Here is a 16,469-nt window from a genome sequence, read left to right as displayed (position 1 = left end):
ATCCCGCCGTGACCGTCGTGAAGGAGCCCCTCTCCGAGAACACCGCCGACGTGATCGTCGTCGGCGCGGGGCCCGCCGGCTCCACGACCGCGTACCACCTCGCCAAGGCCGGTCTCGACGTCCTGCTCCTCGAAAAGACCGAGTTCCCGCGCGAGAAGGTGTGCGGCGACGGCCTCACCCCGCGCGCGGTCAAGCAGCTCGTCGCCATGGGCATCGACATCTCCGAGGAGGCCGGCTGGCTGCGCAACAAGGGCCTGCGCATCATCGGCGGCGGCTCCCGACTCCAGCTGGACTGGCCGGAACTCGCCTCTTACCCGAACTACGGACTGGTCCGCAAGCGCGACGACTTCGACGAGCAGCTCGCCCGCAACGCCCAGAAGGCGGGGGCGCGGCTGTACGAGCGCTGCAATGTGAGCGGCCCCGTCATCGACGACCGCACCGGCCGCATCACCGGCGTCACCGCCAAGCTCGGCGAGGAGAAGCGTGAGGTCACCTTCCAGGCGCCCCTGGTCGTGGCCGCCGACGGCAACTCCACCCGCCTGTCCCTCGCGATGGGCCTGCACCGCCGCGAGGACCGCCCGATGGGCGTCGCGGTCCGGACGTACTTCGAGAGCCCCCGCCACGAGGACGACTACCTGGAGTCCTGGCTGGAACTGTGGGACCGCCGCGGCCCCCAGGACCGGCTGCTGCCCGGCTACGGCTGGATCTTCGGCATGGGCGACGGCACCTCGAACGTCGGCCTCGGCGTGCTGAACACCTCCGCCTCCTTCAAGGAGCTGGACTGGCGCGAGATCCTCAAGGCCTGGTGCGCCTCCATGCCGGAGGACTGGGGCTACACCCCCGAGAACATGACCGGCCCCATCCGCGGCGCCGCCCTCCCCATGGCCTTCAACCGCCAGCCCCACTACACGCGCGGCCTGCTGCTCGTCGGCGACGCCGGCGGCCTGGTGAACCCCTTCAACGGCGAGGGCATCGCCTACGCCATGGAGTCCGGCCAGATCGCCGCCGACGTCATCGTCCAGGCACACGCGCGTGCCACGCCCGCCCAGCGCGAGATCGCCCTGCAGCGCTACCCGCGCGTCCTCAAGGACACCTACGGCGGCTACTACACCCTCGGCCGCGCCTTCGTGAAGCTCATCGGCAACCCGAAGGTCATGCAGATCGCCGCCCAGCGCGGCCTCACCCACCCGCTGCTGATGAAGTTCACCCTCAAGCTGCTGGCGAACCTCACCGACCCCACGGGCGGAGACGCGATGGACCGCATCATCAACGGCCTGAGCAAGGTGGCCCCGAAGGCGTAAGCCTCACTGGGCTCGGCGGAGTTCCGCCGCCCTGGCGGCCCGGCGGGCGAACACCTCGTCCCGCCGGTCCGCCATCTGCCGCAGGGCGTCCTTTTTCTCCCGCTTGGAGAGCCGGTCCAGGTAGAGGTACCCGTCGGTGTGGTCGGTCTCGTGGATGAGGCACCGCGCGAAGTACCCCGTGCCCTCGACGACCAGGGGGTTGCCGTCCTTGTCCTGTCCGCGCACGACGGCCCGGTCCGGCCGCGGTACGGCCATCACGGCACCCGGCACCGACAGACAGCCCTCGCCCTCGTCCAGCAATCGCCGCCCGCTCGTGGGCGTTTCCAGCACCGGATTGACGATGTGTCCGACATGCCGGACTCCTTCGTCATCGGGGCAGTCGTACACGAACAGCCGCAGATCGACCCCTACCTGATTCGCGGCAAGTCCCGCCCCTTCGGCGACATACAGGGTGAGGAACATGTCGTCGACGAGTGCGGCGAGGTCGGGCCCGAACTCCGTGACGTCCCGGCACGGCTTGTGCAGGACCCCCTCGCCGACCTCGGTGATCCGGCGCACCGCGCCGCGCCCGGCCTCGGGGGCGTGGCGGGGGTAGTAGTCGGCGGGCCTTCCCTGTACGAACACGCGTGGCATGACGCAGTCTCCTTCGCTCATGGACGGACCGCCGGCCGGCGGCCCGGTCAGAGCTTGTCAGGAAGGGGCCTGGTGGCGCCCCGGGAACGACGCAAGGGCCGCTGCCCCCGAGCGGCTGCGGCCCTACGCGCGTGAGAGGTGCGTGGTGCGCTCAGAGCACCCGCACGGCGCCGGTCGGCGGGTCGTACGACAGCGGGTGCTCCCCGACGCCGCTGGAGGGGTTCTGCGCGCCGACGAACATGCCGTCGCCCACGTACACCGCGACGTGGTAGGCGCTGCCCGCGCTGCCCCAGTACAGGATGTCGCCCGGCTGCAGGTTGCTCAGCGAGACCTGGGTGCCCTGGGTCGACTGGTCCTGCGAGACGCGCGGCAGGCTGATGCCCACCTGCTTGAAGGCCGTCTGCACCAGGCCGGAGCAGTCGTAGGCCGAGGGGCCGGTGGCGCCGGAGACGTACGCCTTGCCGATCTGCGCCTTGACGAAGGCGACGACGGCGGCGGCGGAACCGGTGGCGGTGGAGCTGCTCGTGGAGGTGCTGCCGGTGTCCGTGGCGGCGAGCGTCGTCCGCTCGGCGTTGCGCGAGGCACGCGCGGCGGCGGCCCTGCGGGCGGCCTCCTCGGCCTTCTTCTTGGCCTCGGCGGCCTTCTGCTTGGCCTCGGCGAGGTCCGCCTTGGCCTGCTTCGCGGCCTTTGCGGCGGCCGCGTCGCGCTCGGCCTGCAGCTGGTAGTTCGCGGCGGCCTGCTGGGTGGCGTCCGCGGACTTGGCTGCCTGAGCGGCCAGGTCGGTCGTCAGGGTGGGCAGCTCGAGGGTCTGCGTCACCGGCTCGGCCGCGTTCGCCGAGCCGGACGCCCCGGCGACTGCCAGGGTGCTGAGGACGCCACCGGCAACTCCGGCCCGCATCGCGAGGGTCGACGCGCTGCGGCGGGGCTTCCGGTGGCTGCGTATGTGAGCGGTGTGGGACATGGGAACAAGCGGTACCAGGGGCTCCTTCATATCTTCAAGAAACGTGTGCTGCGCCACAGTTGCTCAATCGAGACCTGGAATCCCGGGCGTGTCGCTCTTTATTGACGCCGTAACGGACATTGCGGACGTCGGTGATCAAGGGCTTGATCACGGTCTTTGATCATTACGTCCGAATTGCCCCCCGCCTACCACCGGTTGGGGTCGTTGGCCAAGCCCGGTTCTCAGAGGCCTCTCATCGGTGTGGCGGAGGTCACGGAACGGTCACCGGAATCGCGGCGTCCCGTGTGCACGGAGCTCGTGAATGTGTGCACGCGTCCACATGCACGTCCACATCCCGCCCCGCACCTCCCTCTGATGTGTGAATGCGCCCTCTAGCAGGCTCCCGCGTCCAGCGCCAATTTGCATGCAGCGGAACTCTCTTGATATTGAGACGCACCCTCCGGCCTGCGATGACAAGCGAGAATGTCACTTCTCGTGATCAACTGAACGCTTCGCGTATGAAGATCACTCATCATCCGACTTCATGATCCTTCGTCAGGTGGTGGAGATCACAAAGCTCGTGCAATACCCCGTGTCGCAGATCACAGAGCGGCGGGCATAAGATGCGTGGCAACTGGGCTTGTGACCTGCTTCACATGTTCTCGATCTTCGCCCGGGACGGCGGGGTTCGTGGGACCGGTGAGGCGGAAGTGAGCGCAGGTGCACCAGTGCAACCGCCAGCAGTCAGCGCCGACTGAGAGGAGCGAGGAGCGGTGAACGCGTATGCGCCCATCCTCGTACTGGGAGCCCTCGGGGCAGGCTTTGCGATCTTCTCCGTGGTCATGGCCACGCTGATCGGTCCGAAGCGGTACAACCGCGCCAAGCTCGAGGCCTACGAGTGCGGTATCGAGCCGACCCCCACGCCGGCCGGCGGCGGGCGCTTCCCCATCAAGTACTACCTGACGGCGATGCTCTTCATCGTCTTCGACATCGAGATCGTCTTCCTCTATCCCTGGGCCGTCACCTTCGACGCCCTGGGGATTTTCGGGCTCGTGGAGATGCTGCTCTTCGTGCTCACCGTCTTCGTCGCGTACGCGTACGTGTGGCGGCGCGGCGGCCTGGAATGGGACTGAGGGGCCTTAGGACATGGGACTCGAAGAAAAGCTGCCGAGCGGCTTCCTGCTGACCACCGTCGAGCAGGCCGCGGGCTGGGTGCGCAAGGCGTCCGTCTTCCCGGCCACCTTCGGCCTCGCCTGCTGTGCCATCGAGATGATGACCACCGGCGCCGGCCGCTACGACCTGGCGCGCTTCGGCATGGAGGTCTTCCGTGGCTCACCGCGCCAGGCCGACCTGATGATCGTCGCCGGCCGGGTCAGCCAGAAGATGGCGCCGGTGCTGAGGCAGGTCTACGACCAGATGCCCAACCCGAAATGGGTGATCTCCATGGGCGTCTGCGCCTCCTCGGGCGGCATGTTCAACAACTACGCGATCGTCCAGGGCGTCGACCACATCGTCCCGGTCGACATCTACCTGCCGGGCTGCCCGCCCCGCCCCGAGATGCTGATGGACGCGATCCTCAAGCTCCACCAGAAGATCCAGTCCTCCAAGCTCGGCGTCAACGCCGAGGAAGCGGCCCGCGAGGCGGAGGAGGCGGCGCTCAAGGCCCTGCCCACGATCGAGATGAAGGGGCTGCTGCGGTGAGCGACGCGAACGGCAACGGCACGGGCGGCGTGAACGGGTCCGCGAACGGGGTGAACCCCGAGAAGGACCTCTCCGCCTCCAACCTCCCCGGCCAGCGAGGCCAGGGCGGCGAGGAGATCCGCGTCCAGCGCGGCATGTTCGGCGCCAACAACGGCGGCGACACCTCCGGCTACGGCGGCCTGGTCCGCTCGGTCCGGCTCCCGGGACCGGCGAGCCGCCCCTACGGCGGCTGGTTCGACGAGGTCGCCGACGAGCTGGAGGGCGCCCTGGAGGAACAGGGACTCCTCCCTGGCAACGCCATCGAGAAGACGGTCGTCGACCGCGGCGAGCTCACCTTCCACATCGAACGCGAGCACCTGCTCCGCGTCGCCCGCACCCTGCGCGACGACCCCGCCCTGCGCTTCGAACTGTGCACCGGTGTCAGCGGCGTCCACTACCCGCACGACAAGGGCCGCGAGCTGCACGCCGTGTACCACCTGCGCTCGATCACCCACAACCGGCTGATCCGCCTGGAAGTCAGCGCCCCGGACGCCGACCCGCGCATCCCGTCCCTCGTCTCCGTCTATCCGACGAACGACTGGCACGAGCGCGAGACCTACGACTTCTTCGGAATCGTCTTCGACGGTCACCCGGCCCTGACGCGGATCATGATGCCGGACGACTGGCAGGGCCACCCGCAGCGCAAGGACTACCCCCTCGGCGGCATCCCCGTCGAGTACAAGGGCGCCCAGATCCCGGCTCCGGACCAGCGGAGGTCGTACTCGTGAGCAGCACCCAGTCAGCAGCCGCCCGGGAAACCACCGAGGGCACCGTCTACACGGTCACCGGTGGCGACTGGGACGAGGTCGTCCAGTCCGCGACCCGCGCCGACGACGAACGCATCGTCGTCAACATGGGTCCCCAGCATCCCTCCACCCACGGAGTGCTCCGCCTGATCCTGGAGATCGAGGGCGAGACGGTCACCGAGGCCCGCTGCGGCATCGGCTATCTGCACACCGGCATCGAGAAGAACCTCGAGTACCGCACGTGGACGCAGGGCACCACCTTCGTCACGCGCATGGACTACCTGACGTCCTTCTTCAACGAGACCGCCTACTGTCTCGCCGTCGAGAAACTCCTCGGCATCGAGGACGACATCACCGAGCGCGCCAAGATCATCCGGGTGCTCCTGATGGAGCTGAACCGGCTGTCCTCCCACCTGGTGTGCATCGCCACCGGCGGCATGGAGCTCGGCGCCACCACGATCATGATCTACGGATTCCGCGATCGTGAAATGATTCTCGACCTCTACGAGCTCATCACGGGCCTGCGGATGAACCACGCGTACATCCGCCCCGGCGGACTCGCCCAGGACCTGCCGCCCGGCGCGGTGGACCAGATCCGCGAGTTCGTGAAGAAGATGAAGAAGAACCTCCCGGAGTACGACAAGCTCGCCACCGGGAACCCCATCTTCAAGGCCCGCATGCAGGACATCGGCTACCTCGACCTGGCCGGCTGCATGGCCCTCGGCGCCACGGGCCCGATCCTGCGCTCCACCGGCCTGCCGCACGACCTGCGCAAGGCACAGCCGTACTGCGACTACGAGACGTACGACTTCGAGATCCCGACCGCCGACACCTGCGACGCCTACGGCCGCTTCCTGGTCCGCCTGGAGGAGATGCGCCAGTCGCTCGGGATCATCGAGCAGTGCCTGGACCGGCTCCAGCCCGGCCCGGTCATGGTCGCCGACAAGAAGATCGCCTGGCCCGCCCAGCTCGCCCTGGGCCCGGACGGACTCGGCAACTCCCTCGACCACATCAAGAAGATCATGGGCACCTCCATGGAGGCCCTGATCCACCACTTCAAGCTCGTCACCGAGGGCTTCCGCGTCCCGCCGGGACAGGCCTACGCGGCTGTCGAGTCCCCCAAGGGCGAGCTCGGCGTGCACGCCGTCTCCGACGGCGGCACCCGCCCCTACCGGGTCCACTTCCGCGACCCGTCCTTCACCAACCTGCAGGCCATGGCGGCGATGTGCGAGGGCGGCCAGGTCGCCGACGTGATCGTCGCCGTCGCGTCCATCGACCCCGTGATGGGAGGCGTCGACCGGTGACCACCTCTTCTTCGGAGCGGGGCGTCAGCCTGGGCATGCCCGAACTGCCCGCACCCGCCTACCCGGACGACGTCCGGGCCCGGCTGGAGGCGGACGCGCGCGAGGTCATCGCGCGCTACCCGGACTCCCGGTCCGCCCTGCTCCCGCTGCTCCACCTCGTGCAGTCGGAGGAGGGCCATGTCACGCGCACCGGAATGCAGTTCTGCGCGGACATGCTGAACCTGACCACGGCCGAGGTCACCGCCGTCGCCACCTTCTACACCATGTACCGGCGCAAGCCCTCCGGCGACTACCAGGTGGGCGTGTGCACCAACACGCTGTGCGCGGTGATGGGCGGCGACGCGATCTTCGAGACCCTCCAGGAGCACCTGGGCGTCGGCAACGGCGAGACCACCGACGACGGCAAGGTCACGCTGGAGCACATCGAGTGCAACGCGGCCTGCGACTTCGCGCCGGTCGTGATGGTCAACTGGGAGTTCTTCGACAACCAGACGCCGGGCAGCGCCAAGCGCCTGGTCGACGACCTGCGCGCCGGACGGCCCGTACAGCCCACGCGCGGGGCGCGGCTGTGCACCTTCAAGGAGACCGCGCGGATCCTGGCCGGCTTCCCCGACGAGCGGCCCGGGGCCGTCGAGGAGGGCGGCAGTGCGGGACCCGCGTCGCTGGTGGGCCTTCGCCTGGCAAGGGGAGAGGCCGCACCCGCGCGCGTGGTCCATCCACGCGGAGGTCCGCATGAGGAACCGAGGGACAGGGTGCACGAACCGTCGCCGGCCGAACACCTCAGTTCCCATGACGCGCCGCAGGAGACATCGGCCTCCGACCCGGCCCACCCGGCAGGGCCTACCGCCGAGGAGGGGGAGTGATGACCGTGGTACCCGAGGTCAAGGACACGAGCCCCGAGAAGCTGCTCGCACCCGTGCTGTCGGCCTTCTGGGACGAGGACCAGTCCTGGACCATGGACGTCTACCGGAGGCACGAGGGGTACGAGGGGCTCCGCAAGGCGCTCGCCATGTCCCCGGACGACGTGATCGCCTACGTCAAGGAGTCCGGGCTGCGCGGCCGCGGCGGCGCGGGGTTCCCGACCGGAATGAAGTGGCAGTTCATTCCGCAGGGTGATGGAAAACCGCACTATCTAGTTGTCAACGCCGACGAATCGGAGCCCGGGACCTGCAAGGACATCCCGCTCCTCTTCGCGAACCCGCACAGCCTCATCGAGGGCATCGTGATCGCGTGTTATGCCATCAGGTCGTCGCATGCCTTCATCTATCTGCGTGGTGAAGTCGTCCCTGTTCTGCGGCGGTTGCACGAGGCCGTGCGCGAGGCCTACGCGGCGGGCTACCTCGGCGAGAACATCCTGGGCAGCGGGCTCGACCTTCAGCTCACCGTGCACGCGGGCGCCGGCGCGTACATCTGCGGTGAGGAGACCGCACTGCTGGACTCGCTCGAAGGCCGCCGTGGTCAACCGCGGCTCCGTCCCCCCTTCCCTGCGGTGGAAGGCCTCTACGCCTGTCCGACTGTTGTGAACAACGTCGAGTCGATCGCGTCGGTTCCCGCGATCCTGAAAAACGGCAAAGACTGGTTCAGGTCGATGGGCAGCGAGAAGTCCCCGGGCTTCACGCTCTACTCGCTCAGCGGCCACGTCGCCAGCCCCGGCCAGTACGAGGCCCCGCTCGGCATCACCCTCCGCCAGCTCCTCGACATGAGCGGCGGCATGCGACCCGGCCACCGGCTGAAGTTCTGGACGCCGGGCGGCTCCTCGACGCCGATGTTCACCGACGAACACCTCGACGTTCCCCTGGACTACGAGGGCGTCGGCGCCGCCGGCTCGATGCTCGGCACCAAGGCCCTGCAGTGCTTCGACGAGACGACCTGCGTGGTGCGGGCGGTGACCCGCTGGACCGAGTTCTACGCCCACGAGTCCTGCGGCAAGTGCACACCCTGCCGGGAAGGGACGTACTGGCTGGTGCAGTTGCTGCGGGACATCGAGGCCGGCAAGGGCGTCATGTCCGACCTCGACAAGCTGAACGACATCGCCGACAACATCAACGGCAAGTCCTTCTGCGCCCTCGGCGACGGCGCCGCGTCCCCGATCTTCTCCTCGCTGAAGTACTTCCGTGAGGAGTACGAGCAGCACATCACGGGCCGGGGCTGCCCCTTCGACCCGGCCAAGTCGACGGCCTGGGCGGACCGCCCGGAGGTGAACGCATGACCGTGACCACCAGTGCTCCCGCCGGTGGGGGAGAGGCGGCGGTCCCGCCGGAAGACCTCGTCACGCTGACGATCGACGGCATCGAGATCAGCGTGCCCAAGGGCACCCTCGTCATCCGCGCCGCCGAGCAGCTCGGCATCGAGATCCCCCGGTTCTGCGACCACCCCCTCCTGGACCCCGCCGGTGCATGCCGTCAGTGCATCGTCGAGGTCGAGGGCCAGCGCAAGCCGATGGCGTCCTGCACCATCACCTGCACCGACGGCATGGTGGTGAAGACCCAGCTGACCTCGCCGGTCGCCGAGAAGGCCCAGCACGGTGTGATGGAGCTGCTGCTCATCAACCACCCGCTGGACTGCCCGGTCTGCGACAAGGGCGGCGAGTGCCCGCTGCAGAACCAGGCGATGTCGCACGGCAGCGCCGAGTCCCGCTTCGACGGCAAGAAGCGGACCTACGAGAAGCCCGTACCGATCTCCACGCAGGTGCTGCTCGACCGCGAGCGGTGCGTGCTGTGCGCCCGCTGCACCCGGTTCTCCAACCAGATCGCGGGCGACCCGATGATCGAGCTGATCGAGAGGGGCGCGCTCCAGCAGGTCGGCACCGGCGAGGGCGACCCGTTCGAGTCGTACTTCTCGGGCAACACCATCCAGATCTGCCCGGTCGGCGCGCTCACCTCGGCGGCCTACCGCTTCCGCTCCCGCCCCTTCGACCTCGTCTCCTCGCCGTCGGTGTGCGAGCACTGCTCCGGGGGCTGCGCCACTCGCACCGACCACCGGCGCGGCAAGGTCATGCGGCGGCTCGCCGCCAACGACCCCGAGGTCAACGAGGAGTGGATCTGCGACAAGGGACGCTTCGCGTTCCGGTACGCACAGCTCAAGGACCGCCTCGACACCCCGCTCGTCCGTAACGCCGACGGCGTGCTGGAACCCGCCTCCTGGCCGGAAGCCCTGGAGGCGGCCGCGCGGGGACTGACCGCCGCCCGCTCCCGGGCCGGCGTCCTCATCGGCGGCCGGCTGACCGTCGAGGACGCCTACGCGTACAGCAAGTTCGCGCGCGTGGCGCTCGACACGAACGACATCGACTTCCGCGCGCGCGTGCACAGCGGCGAGGAGGCCGACTTCCTGGCCGCCCGGGTGGCGGGTCGCGGCCGCGACCTCGACGGCACGGGCGTCACCTACACCTCCCTGGAGAAGGCGCCCGCCGTCCTGCTGGTCGGCTTCGAGTCGGAGGAGGAGGCGCCCGGCGTCTTCCTGCGGCTGCGCAAGGCCTGGCGCAAGCACAAGCAGAAGGTGTTCGCGCTGGCCACGCACGCGACCCGGGGCCTTGAGAAGGCGGGCGGCACCCTGCTGCCGGCCGCGCCCGGCACCGAGACCGAGTGGCTGGACGCCCTCGCCAGCGGCGTCGGCCTGGAGGAGCCCGGCGCACGGGCCGCGGAGGCCCTGCGCACCGAGGGCGCGGTCATCGTCGTCGGCGAGCGGCTTGCCACGGTCACGGGCGGGCTCACCTCCGCCGTACGCGCCGCCGCCGCGACCGGCGCGCAGCTGGTGTGGATCCCGCGCCGGGCCGGTGAGCGCGGCGCCGTCGAAGTGGGCGCGCTGCCCTCGCTGCTGCCGGGCGGCCGTCCCGCGACCGACCCGCGTGCGCGGGAGGAGGTCGCCGCCGCCTGGGGGCTCGCCGAACTCCCGCTGCGCTACGGCCGCGACACCCACCACATCGTCGAGGCGGCCGCCACCGGCGAGCTGTCGGCACTCGTGATCGCCGGGGTGGAGGTCGCCGACCTGCCCGACCCGGCACGCGCGCGTGAAGCACTCGACAGCGTCGGCTTCCTGGTGTCGCTGGAACTGCGGCCCAGCGAGGTCACCGAGCACGCCGACGTCGTCCTGCCGGTCGCCGCGGTCGCCGAGAAGGCGGGCACCTTCCTCAACTGGGAAGGCAGGGTGCGGTTCTTCGAGGCCGCCCTCAAGCCCGACCAGATGACCCGCCGCCTGGCACCGACCGACGCGCGCGTGCTGCAGATGCTCGCCGATGCCATGGACGTCCACCTGGGCCTGCCGGATCTGCGCAGCACGCGCGCGGAGATCGACCGGCTCGGCCCCTGGGACGGCCCGCGCGCCTCCGCTCCCCAGGAGTACGCGGGTGCGCTGCCCCGCCCGGCCGCCGGGGAGGCCGTACTCGCCGGGCACCGGCTGCTGCTCGACCAGGGCGTCCTCCAGGCGGGCGACGAGGCGCTCGCCGGCACCCGGCATGCCGCACACGCGCGCGTGTCCGCCGCGACCGCCGCCGAGGCAGGCGTCAAGGACGGCGAAGTCCTCGCCGTCACCGGCCCCTCCGGCACCGTCGAACTGCCGCTGCGGATCACCGAGATGCCCGACCGGGTGGTCTGGCTCCCGCTGAACTCCGTCGGCGCCGGCGTCGCCTCCGACGCCGGCGCACAGCCCGGCTCCCTCGTCCGCATCGGCCCGGCGGCACCCGCCGAACAGGCCCCCAAGGAGGTGGAGGCATGAGCCCGTACCTCGCCGCTGAAGACCTCTCGATGTTCGGCCGCGACCCCTGGTGGCTGGTCGTCATCAAGGCCGTCTTCTGCTTCGCCTTCCTGATGGTGACCGTACTGTTCTCCATCGTCTGGGAGCGCAAGGTCGTCGCCTGGATGCAGCTGCGCATCGGCCCGAACCGGCACGGCCCCTGGGGCATGCTCCAGTCGCTCGCCGACGGCGTGAAGCTGATGCTCAAGGAAGACATCATCGTCAAACGCGCCGACAAGGTGGTCTACGTCCTGGCCCCGATCGTCGCGGCCATCCCGGCCTTCATGGCGATCGCGGTGATCCCCTTCGGGCCGGCCGACAACGAGATCTCGATCTTCGGCCACCGCACCACGATGCAGCTGACCGACCTGCCGATCGCGATGCTCTACATCCTCGCGGTCGCCTCCGTCGGCATCTACGGCATCGTCCTGGCGGGTTGGAGTTCCGGATCCACCTACCCGCTGCTCGGCGGCCTGCGTTCCTGCGCGCAGATGATCTCCTACGAGATCGCCATGGGCGCCGCGTTCGCCTCCGTGTTCCTGTACTCGGGGTCGATGTCGACATCCACGATCGTGGCCCAGCAGCACGACCGCTGGTACATCCTGCTGCTGCCGGTCTCGTTCATCCTCTACATCGTCACGATGGTCGGCGAGACCAACCGCGCCCCCTTCGACATGCCGGAGTCCGAGGGCGACCTGGTCGGCGGCTTCAACACCGAGTACTCCTCCATCAAGTTCGCGATGTTCATGCTCGCGGAGTACGTGAACATGGTGACGGTCTCGGCTGTGTCGACCACGCTGTTCCTCGGCGGCTGGCGGGCCCCCTGGCCGATCAGCTCCTTCTGGCAGGGCGCCAACCACGGCTGGTGGCCGCTGCTCTGGTTCGTGATCAAGGTCCAGCTGCTGCTGTTCTTCTTCATCTGGCTGCGTGGCACGCTCCCCCGCGTCCGCTACGACCAGCTGATGAAGCTCGGCTGGAAGGTCCTCATCCCGGTCTCCGTGACCTGGCTGATGCTGGTGGCGACCGTGCGGGCCCTACGCAATGAGCACTACGACTTCGCCGACATCGCCCTGTACGTGGGCGGCGGAGTTCTCGCCCTGCTGCTGATCTCCTTCGTCGCCGACATGTTCCGGGAGAAGGCCGGGACTCCCGAGCAGCCCGCCGCCGAGGAGGCCGGATTCGACGCGATGGCGGGCGGATTCCCCGTACCGCCGCTGCCCGGGCAGGAGCTGCCGCCGGTGCCCAGGCGCCGCCCTCGCCGCGAGCGAGAGCTGATTGTCAGTGGTGGGTCGGACACTGTCAGTGATGGATCTTCGGATGGAAAGGAGGCGTCCGATGGCTGAGGAGCCCAAGGAGACCAAGCCCGGTTTCCTGAACCCCGTGGCCGGCTTCGGCGTGACCTTCAAGGCCATGTTCAAGAAGCGGCTGACCGAGCAGTACCCGGAGCAGAAGAAGACCACGGCTCCGCGGTTCCACGGACGGCACCAGCTCAACCGCCATCCGGACGGCCTGGAGAAGTGCGTCGGCTGTGAGCTGTGCGCCTGGGCCTGCCCCGCCGACGCCATTTATGTGGAGGGCGCCGACAACACCGACGAGGAGCGCTACTCGCCGGGCGAGCGCTACGGCCGCGTCTACCAGATCAACTACGCCCGCTGCATCCTGTGCGGCCTGTGCATCGAGGCGTGCCCCACGCGCGCGCTGACGATGACCAACGAGTTCGAACTGGCCGACTCCAGCCGCGCCAACCTCATCTACACCAAGGAACAACTCCTCGCCGGCCTCGAAGAGGGCATGGTCGACACGCCGCACGCGATCTTCCCGGGGACCGACGAACAGGACTACTACCGGGGCCTGGTGACACAGGCCGCCCCCGGCACGGTCCGCCAGGTCGCCCTGTCCAAGGGCGAGGTCCCGCAGGAGGCCGCGTCCACCTTCGGCGAGGAGGAGCCGGCCTCGGAGAAGGTGATCGGCCGATGACCGCACAACTCGCCGCCTACACCACCTCCACCGGTGAGGCCTTCCAGTTCTGGGTCCTCGGCACCGTCGCGGTGATCGGCGCCCTGGGCACCGTCTTCATGAAGAAGGCCGTGCACAGCGCGCTCTCCCTCGCCGGGACCATGATCGTCCTGGCGGTGTTCTACCTCGCCAACGGCGCCTACTTCCTGGGCATCGTGCAGATCGTCGTCTACACCGGCGCGATCATGATGCTGTTCCTGTTCGTGGTGATGCTCGTCGGCGTCACGGCCGCGGACTCGCTCAGGGAGACCATCAAGGGTCAGCGCTGGCTGGCCCTTCTGTGCGGGGTCGGCTTCGGCGTCCTGCTCTTCGCCGGCATCGGGAACGCCTCCCTGAAGGAGTTCGCCGGCATCGGCCAGGCGAACGCGAACGGCAATGTGGAGGGCCTCGCGTCCCTCATCTTCACCAAGTACGTCTTCGCCTTCGAAATCACCGGCGCCCTGCTGATCACGGCCGCCGTCGGCGCCATGGTGCTCACCCACCGCGAGCGCACCGAGCGTGCCAAGACCCAGCGCGAGCTGTCCGAACAGCGCGTCCGCGAGGGCACGCACGTGCCGCCGCTGCCCGCCCCCGGTGTCTACGCCCGGCACAACGCCGTCGACATCGCGGGCCTCCTCCCCGACGGCACCCCCTCCGAGCTGACCGTCAGCAAGACGCTGCGCGAGCGCGGCCAGATCCGTGACGTGTCGGCGGAGGCGCTCAACGACCTGCGGGCGCTGGAGCAGCACGCGGAGGAGCGCCTGGAGCGCAAGGCGATCGAACCGGCGACGTTCAAGCGGCCCGAGGAGGCGTCGAAATGAACCCGGTCAGCTACCTCTACCTCGCGGCCCTGTTGTTCACGATCGGTGCGACCGGCGTACTGATCCGGCGCAACGCCATCGTGGTCTTCATGTGCATCGAGCTGATGCTGAACGCCTGCAACCTCGCGTTCGTCACCTTCTCCCGGATGCACGGCAACCTCGACGGCCAGATCATCGCCTTCTTCACGATGGTCGTCGCCGCCGCGGAGGTCGTGGTGGGCCTCGCGATCATCGTGTCGCTGTTCCGTACCCGCCACTCGGCCTCGGTCGACGACGCCAGCCTGATGAAGCTGTAAGGGGTCGGAAGAATCGTGGAGAACCTGATCGCGCTGCTCATCGCGGCGCCCCTGCTCGGAGCGGCCGTCCTTCTGGTCGGCGGCCGCCGGCTCGACGCCGTCGGCCACTGGATCGGCACGCTGCTCTCGTTCGTCTCCTTCGCCATCGGCCTCGTCCTCTTCGCCGATCTGCTCGGCAAGGCGGCCGATCACCGGACCTTGATGCAGCACCTGTTCAGCTGGGTCCCGGTGGCCGGCTTCCAGGCGGACGTCACCTTCCGCCTGGACCAGCTGTCGATGACGTTCGTCCTGCTCATCACGGGCGTCGGCTCGCTGATCCACCTGTACTCGGTCGGGTACATGGAGCACGACGAGCGGCGCCGCCGCTTCTTCGGCTACCTGAACCTGTTCCTCGCGGCGATGCTGCTGCTCGTCCTCGCCGACAACTACCTGCTGCTGTACGTCGGCTGGGAAGGCGTCGGCCTCGCCTCGTACCTCCTGATCGGCTTCTGGCAGCACAAGCCCAGCGCCGCGACGGCGGCGAAGAAGGCCTTCCTGGTGAACCGCGTCGGCGACATGGGCCTGTCGATCGCGATCATGCTGATGTTCACCACCTTCGGCACCTTCGCCTTCGGCCCGGTCCTCAGCCACACCGGCGACTCCTCCGAGGGCAAGCTCACCGCGATCGGCCTGATGCTGCTCCTCGCAGCCTGCGGCAAGTCCGCCCAGGTGCCGCTGCAGTCCTGGCTCGGCGACGCCATGGAGGGCCCGACCCCGGTCTCGGCCCTGATCCACGCCGCGACGATGGTGACCGCGGGCGTCTATCTGATCGTCCGCTCCGGAGCCATCTTCAACGCGGCTCCCGACGCCCAGCTGGCCGTCACCGTCGTTGGCGCCGTCACGCTCCTGTTCGGTGCGATCGTCGGTTGCGCGAAGGACGACATCAAGAAGGCACTGGCCGGCTCGACCATGTCGCAGATCGGCTACATGGTGCTCGCCGCGGGCCTCGGCCCCATCGGCTACGTCTTCGCGATCATGCACCTGGTGACGCACGGCTTCTTCAAGGCCGGGCTGTTCCTCGGCGCGGGCTCGGTCATGCACGGCATGAACGACGAGGTCGACATGCGCCGCTACGGAGGCCTGCGGAAGTACATGCCGATCACGTTCATCACCTTCGGGCTCGGCTACCTGGCGATCATCGGCTTCCCGTTCCTGTCCGGCTTCTACTCCAAGGACAAGATCATCGAGGCGGCCTTCGCCAAGGGCGGCACCGAGGGCTGGATCCTCGGCGGCGCGGCCCTGCTGGGCGCGGCCATCACCGCGTTCTACATGACCCGCGTGATGCTGATGACGTTCTTCGGAGAAGAACGCTGGCGCAACGCCCCGACCCCGTCCCCGGCCGAACCGAGCGTGGAGCCGGCCGCCGAGACGCGCGGCGAGCACGCCGTGCCGCACCCGCACGAGTCGCCCAAGGTCATGACGGTCCCCATGATCGTGCTGGCCGTGGGATCGGTGGCCGGCGGCTTCTTCTTCAACCTCGGCGACCGCTTCCTGCACTGGCTCGAGCCGGTCACCGGGCACAGCGAGGGCCACTCCCCGGTCAGTACCTGGACGGTCACCGGCGCCACCCTGGTCTGCCTGGTCGTCGGCGTGGGCATCGCCTGGGCCCAGTACGGCCGTAAACCCGTCCCCGCCGTCGCCCCGCGCGGCTCCCTGCTCACCCGCGCGGCCCGCCGCGACCTGCTCCAGGACGACTTCAACCATGTGGTCCTGGTGCGCGGCGGCGAGCACCTGACGCGCTCCCTGGTCTACGTCGACCACACCCTGGTCGACGGCGTCGTCAACGGCACGGCGGCCGGCTTCGGCGGCCTGTCCGGACGGCTCCGCCGGATCCAGAACGGCTTCGCCCGCTCCTACGCGGTCTCGATGTTCGGCGGTGCGGCACTCCTGGTCGCCGCGACCCTGCTGATGAGGGCGGTCTGATAC

At 69.1% G+C, this 16,469-nt stretch carries 15 protein-coding genes; 13 read left to right on the top strand and 2 right to left on the bottom strand.

The genetic code is table 11. The annotated features are described in order from the left end of the window. Positions 1-8 precede the first annotated feature (8 nt). Positions 9-1,301 (top strand): geranylgeranyl reductase family protein, encoded by a 1,293-nt coding sequence (locus FB563_RS11175; RefSeq protein ID WP_055709915.1) that lies wholly within the window; start codon positions 9-11, stop codon positions 1,299-1,301. Between the two features lie 3 nt (positions 1,302-1,304). Here FB563_RS11175 and def read toward each other — a convergent pair whose 3' ends face one another. Further along, positions 1,305-1,934, bottom strand: a complete 630-nt coding sequence (gene def, locus FB563_RS11170) for a peptide deformylase (RefSeq protein ID WP_055709914.1) — start codon at positions 1,932-1,934, stop codon at positions 1,305-1,307. 151 nt (positions 1,935-2,085) lie between these two features. Next, entirely contained in the window at positions 2,086-2,895 is an 810-nt protein-coding gene (locus FB563_RS11165) for a C40 family peptidase (RefSeq protein ID WP_107100494.1), read from the bottom strand. 752 nt (positions 2,896-3,647) lie between these two features. On the opposite strand from FB563_RS11165, the gene FB563_RS11160 reads away from it, so the two are divergent. The 12 genes from FB563_RS11160 to nuoL are packed head-to-tail and all read left to right on the top strand — an operon-like array spanning position 3,648 to position 16,466. Continuing rightward, positions 3,648-4,007, top strand: coding sequence for an NADH-quinone oxidoreductase subunit A (locus tag FB563_RS11160; RefSeq protein ID WP_003992243.1), 360 nt, complete (start codon positions 3,648-3,650; stop codon positions 4,005-4,007). 13 nt (positions 4,008-4,020) lie between these two features. Further along, on the top strand, positions 4,021-4,575 hold the full coding sequence (locus FB563_RS11155; protein WP_007383964.1) for a NuoB/complex I 20 kDa subunit family protein: 555 nt from the start codon (positions 4,021-4,023) through the stop codon (positions 4,573-4,575). Further along, positions 4,572-5,342, top strand: coding sequence for an NADH-quinone oxidoreductase subunit C (locus tag FB563_RS11150; protein ID WP_055703810.1), 771 nt, complete (start codon positions 4,572-4,574; stop codon positions 5,340-5,342). Before FB563_RS11155 ends, FB563_RS11150 begins: the two co-directional genes overlap by 4 nt. Further along, complete coding sequence (locus tag FB563_RS11145) at positions 5,339-6,664, top strand: NADH-quinone oxidoreductase subunit D (protein ID WP_055703809.1); 1,326 nt, start codon at positions 5,339-5,341, stop codon at positions 6,662-6,664. Before FB563_RS11150 ends, FB563_RS11145 begins: the two co-directional genes overlap by 4 nt. Further along, the gene (gene nuoE, locus FB563_RS11140) at positions 6,661-7,527 is read left to right on the top strand and encodes an NADH-quinone oxidoreductase subunit NuoE (protein ID WP_055703808.1); all 867 of its coding nucleotides are present in this window, start codon (positions 6,661-6,663) and stop codon (positions 7,525-7,527) included. The genes FB563_RS11145 and nuoE overlap by 4 nt, the downstream gene beginning before the upstream one ends. Beyond that, on the top strand, positions 7,527-8,873 hold the full coding sequence (gene nuoF / locus FB563_RS11135; RefSeq protein ID WP_055703807.1) for an NADH-quinone oxidoreductase subunit NuoF: 1,347 nt from the start codon (positions 7,527-7,529) through the stop codon (positions 8,871-8,873). The genes nuoE and nuoF overlap by 1 nt, the downstream gene beginning before the upstream one ends. After that, positions 8,870-11,374 carry an NADH-quinone oxidoreductase subunit G gene (locus FB563_RS11130; protein WP_055703806.1) on the top strand — a complete coding sequence of 835 codons (2,505 nt, stop codon included), beginning with the start codon at positions 8,870-8,872 and terminating at the stop codon, positions 11,372-11,374. Before nuoF ends, FB563_RS11130 begins: the two co-directional genes overlap by 4 nt. Further along, positions 11,371-12,735, top strand: coding sequence for an NADH-quinone oxidoreductase subunit NuoH (gene nuoH / locus FB563_RS11125; protein WP_055703805.1), 1,365 nt, complete (start codon positions 11,371-11,373; stop codon positions 12,733-12,735). Before FB563_RS11130 ends, nuoH begins: the two co-directional genes overlap by 4 nt. Further along, entirely contained in the window at positions 12,728-13,369 is a 642-nt protein-coding gene (gene nuoI / locus FB563_RS11120; RefSeq protein WP_055703804.1) for an NADH-quinone oxidoreductase subunit NuoI, read from the top strand. The genes nuoH and nuoI overlap by 8 nt, the downstream gene beginning before the upstream one ends. Beyond that, complete coding sequence (locus tag FB563_RS11115) at positions 13,366-14,208, top strand: NADH-quinone oxidoreductase subunit J (protein ID WP_055703803.1); 843 nt, start codon at positions 13,366-13,368, stop codon at positions 14,206-14,208. Before nuoI ends, FB563_RS11115 begins: the two co-directional genes overlap by 4 nt. Next, on the top strand, positions 14,205-14,504 hold the full coding sequence (gene nuoK / locus FB563_RS11110) for an NADH-quinone oxidoreductase subunit NuoK (protein ID WP_055703802.1): 300 nt from the start codon (positions 14,205-14,207) through the stop codon (positions 14,502-14,504). Before FB563_RS11115 ends, nuoK begins: the two co-directional genes overlap by 4 nt. 15 nt (positions 14,505-14,519) lie before the next feature. Then, positions 14,520-16,466 carry an NADH-quinone oxidoreductase subunit L gene (gene nuoL / locus FB563_RS11105; RefSeq protein WP_055703801.1) on the top strand — a complete coding sequence of 649 codons (1,947 nt, stop codon included), beginning with the start codon at positions 14,520-14,522 and terminating at the stop codon, positions 16,464-16,466. Positions 16,467-16,469 lie beyond the last annotated feature (3 nt).

The organism is Streptomyces puniciscabiei, assembly GCF_006715785.1.
Lineage (GTDB): Bacteria > Actinomycetota > Actinomycetes > Streptomycetales > Streptomycetaceae > Streptomyces > Streptomyces puniciscabiei.
Note: the sequence above shows the minus strand (reverse complement) of the source record. Positions and strands in the feature narration are given on the sequence as shown.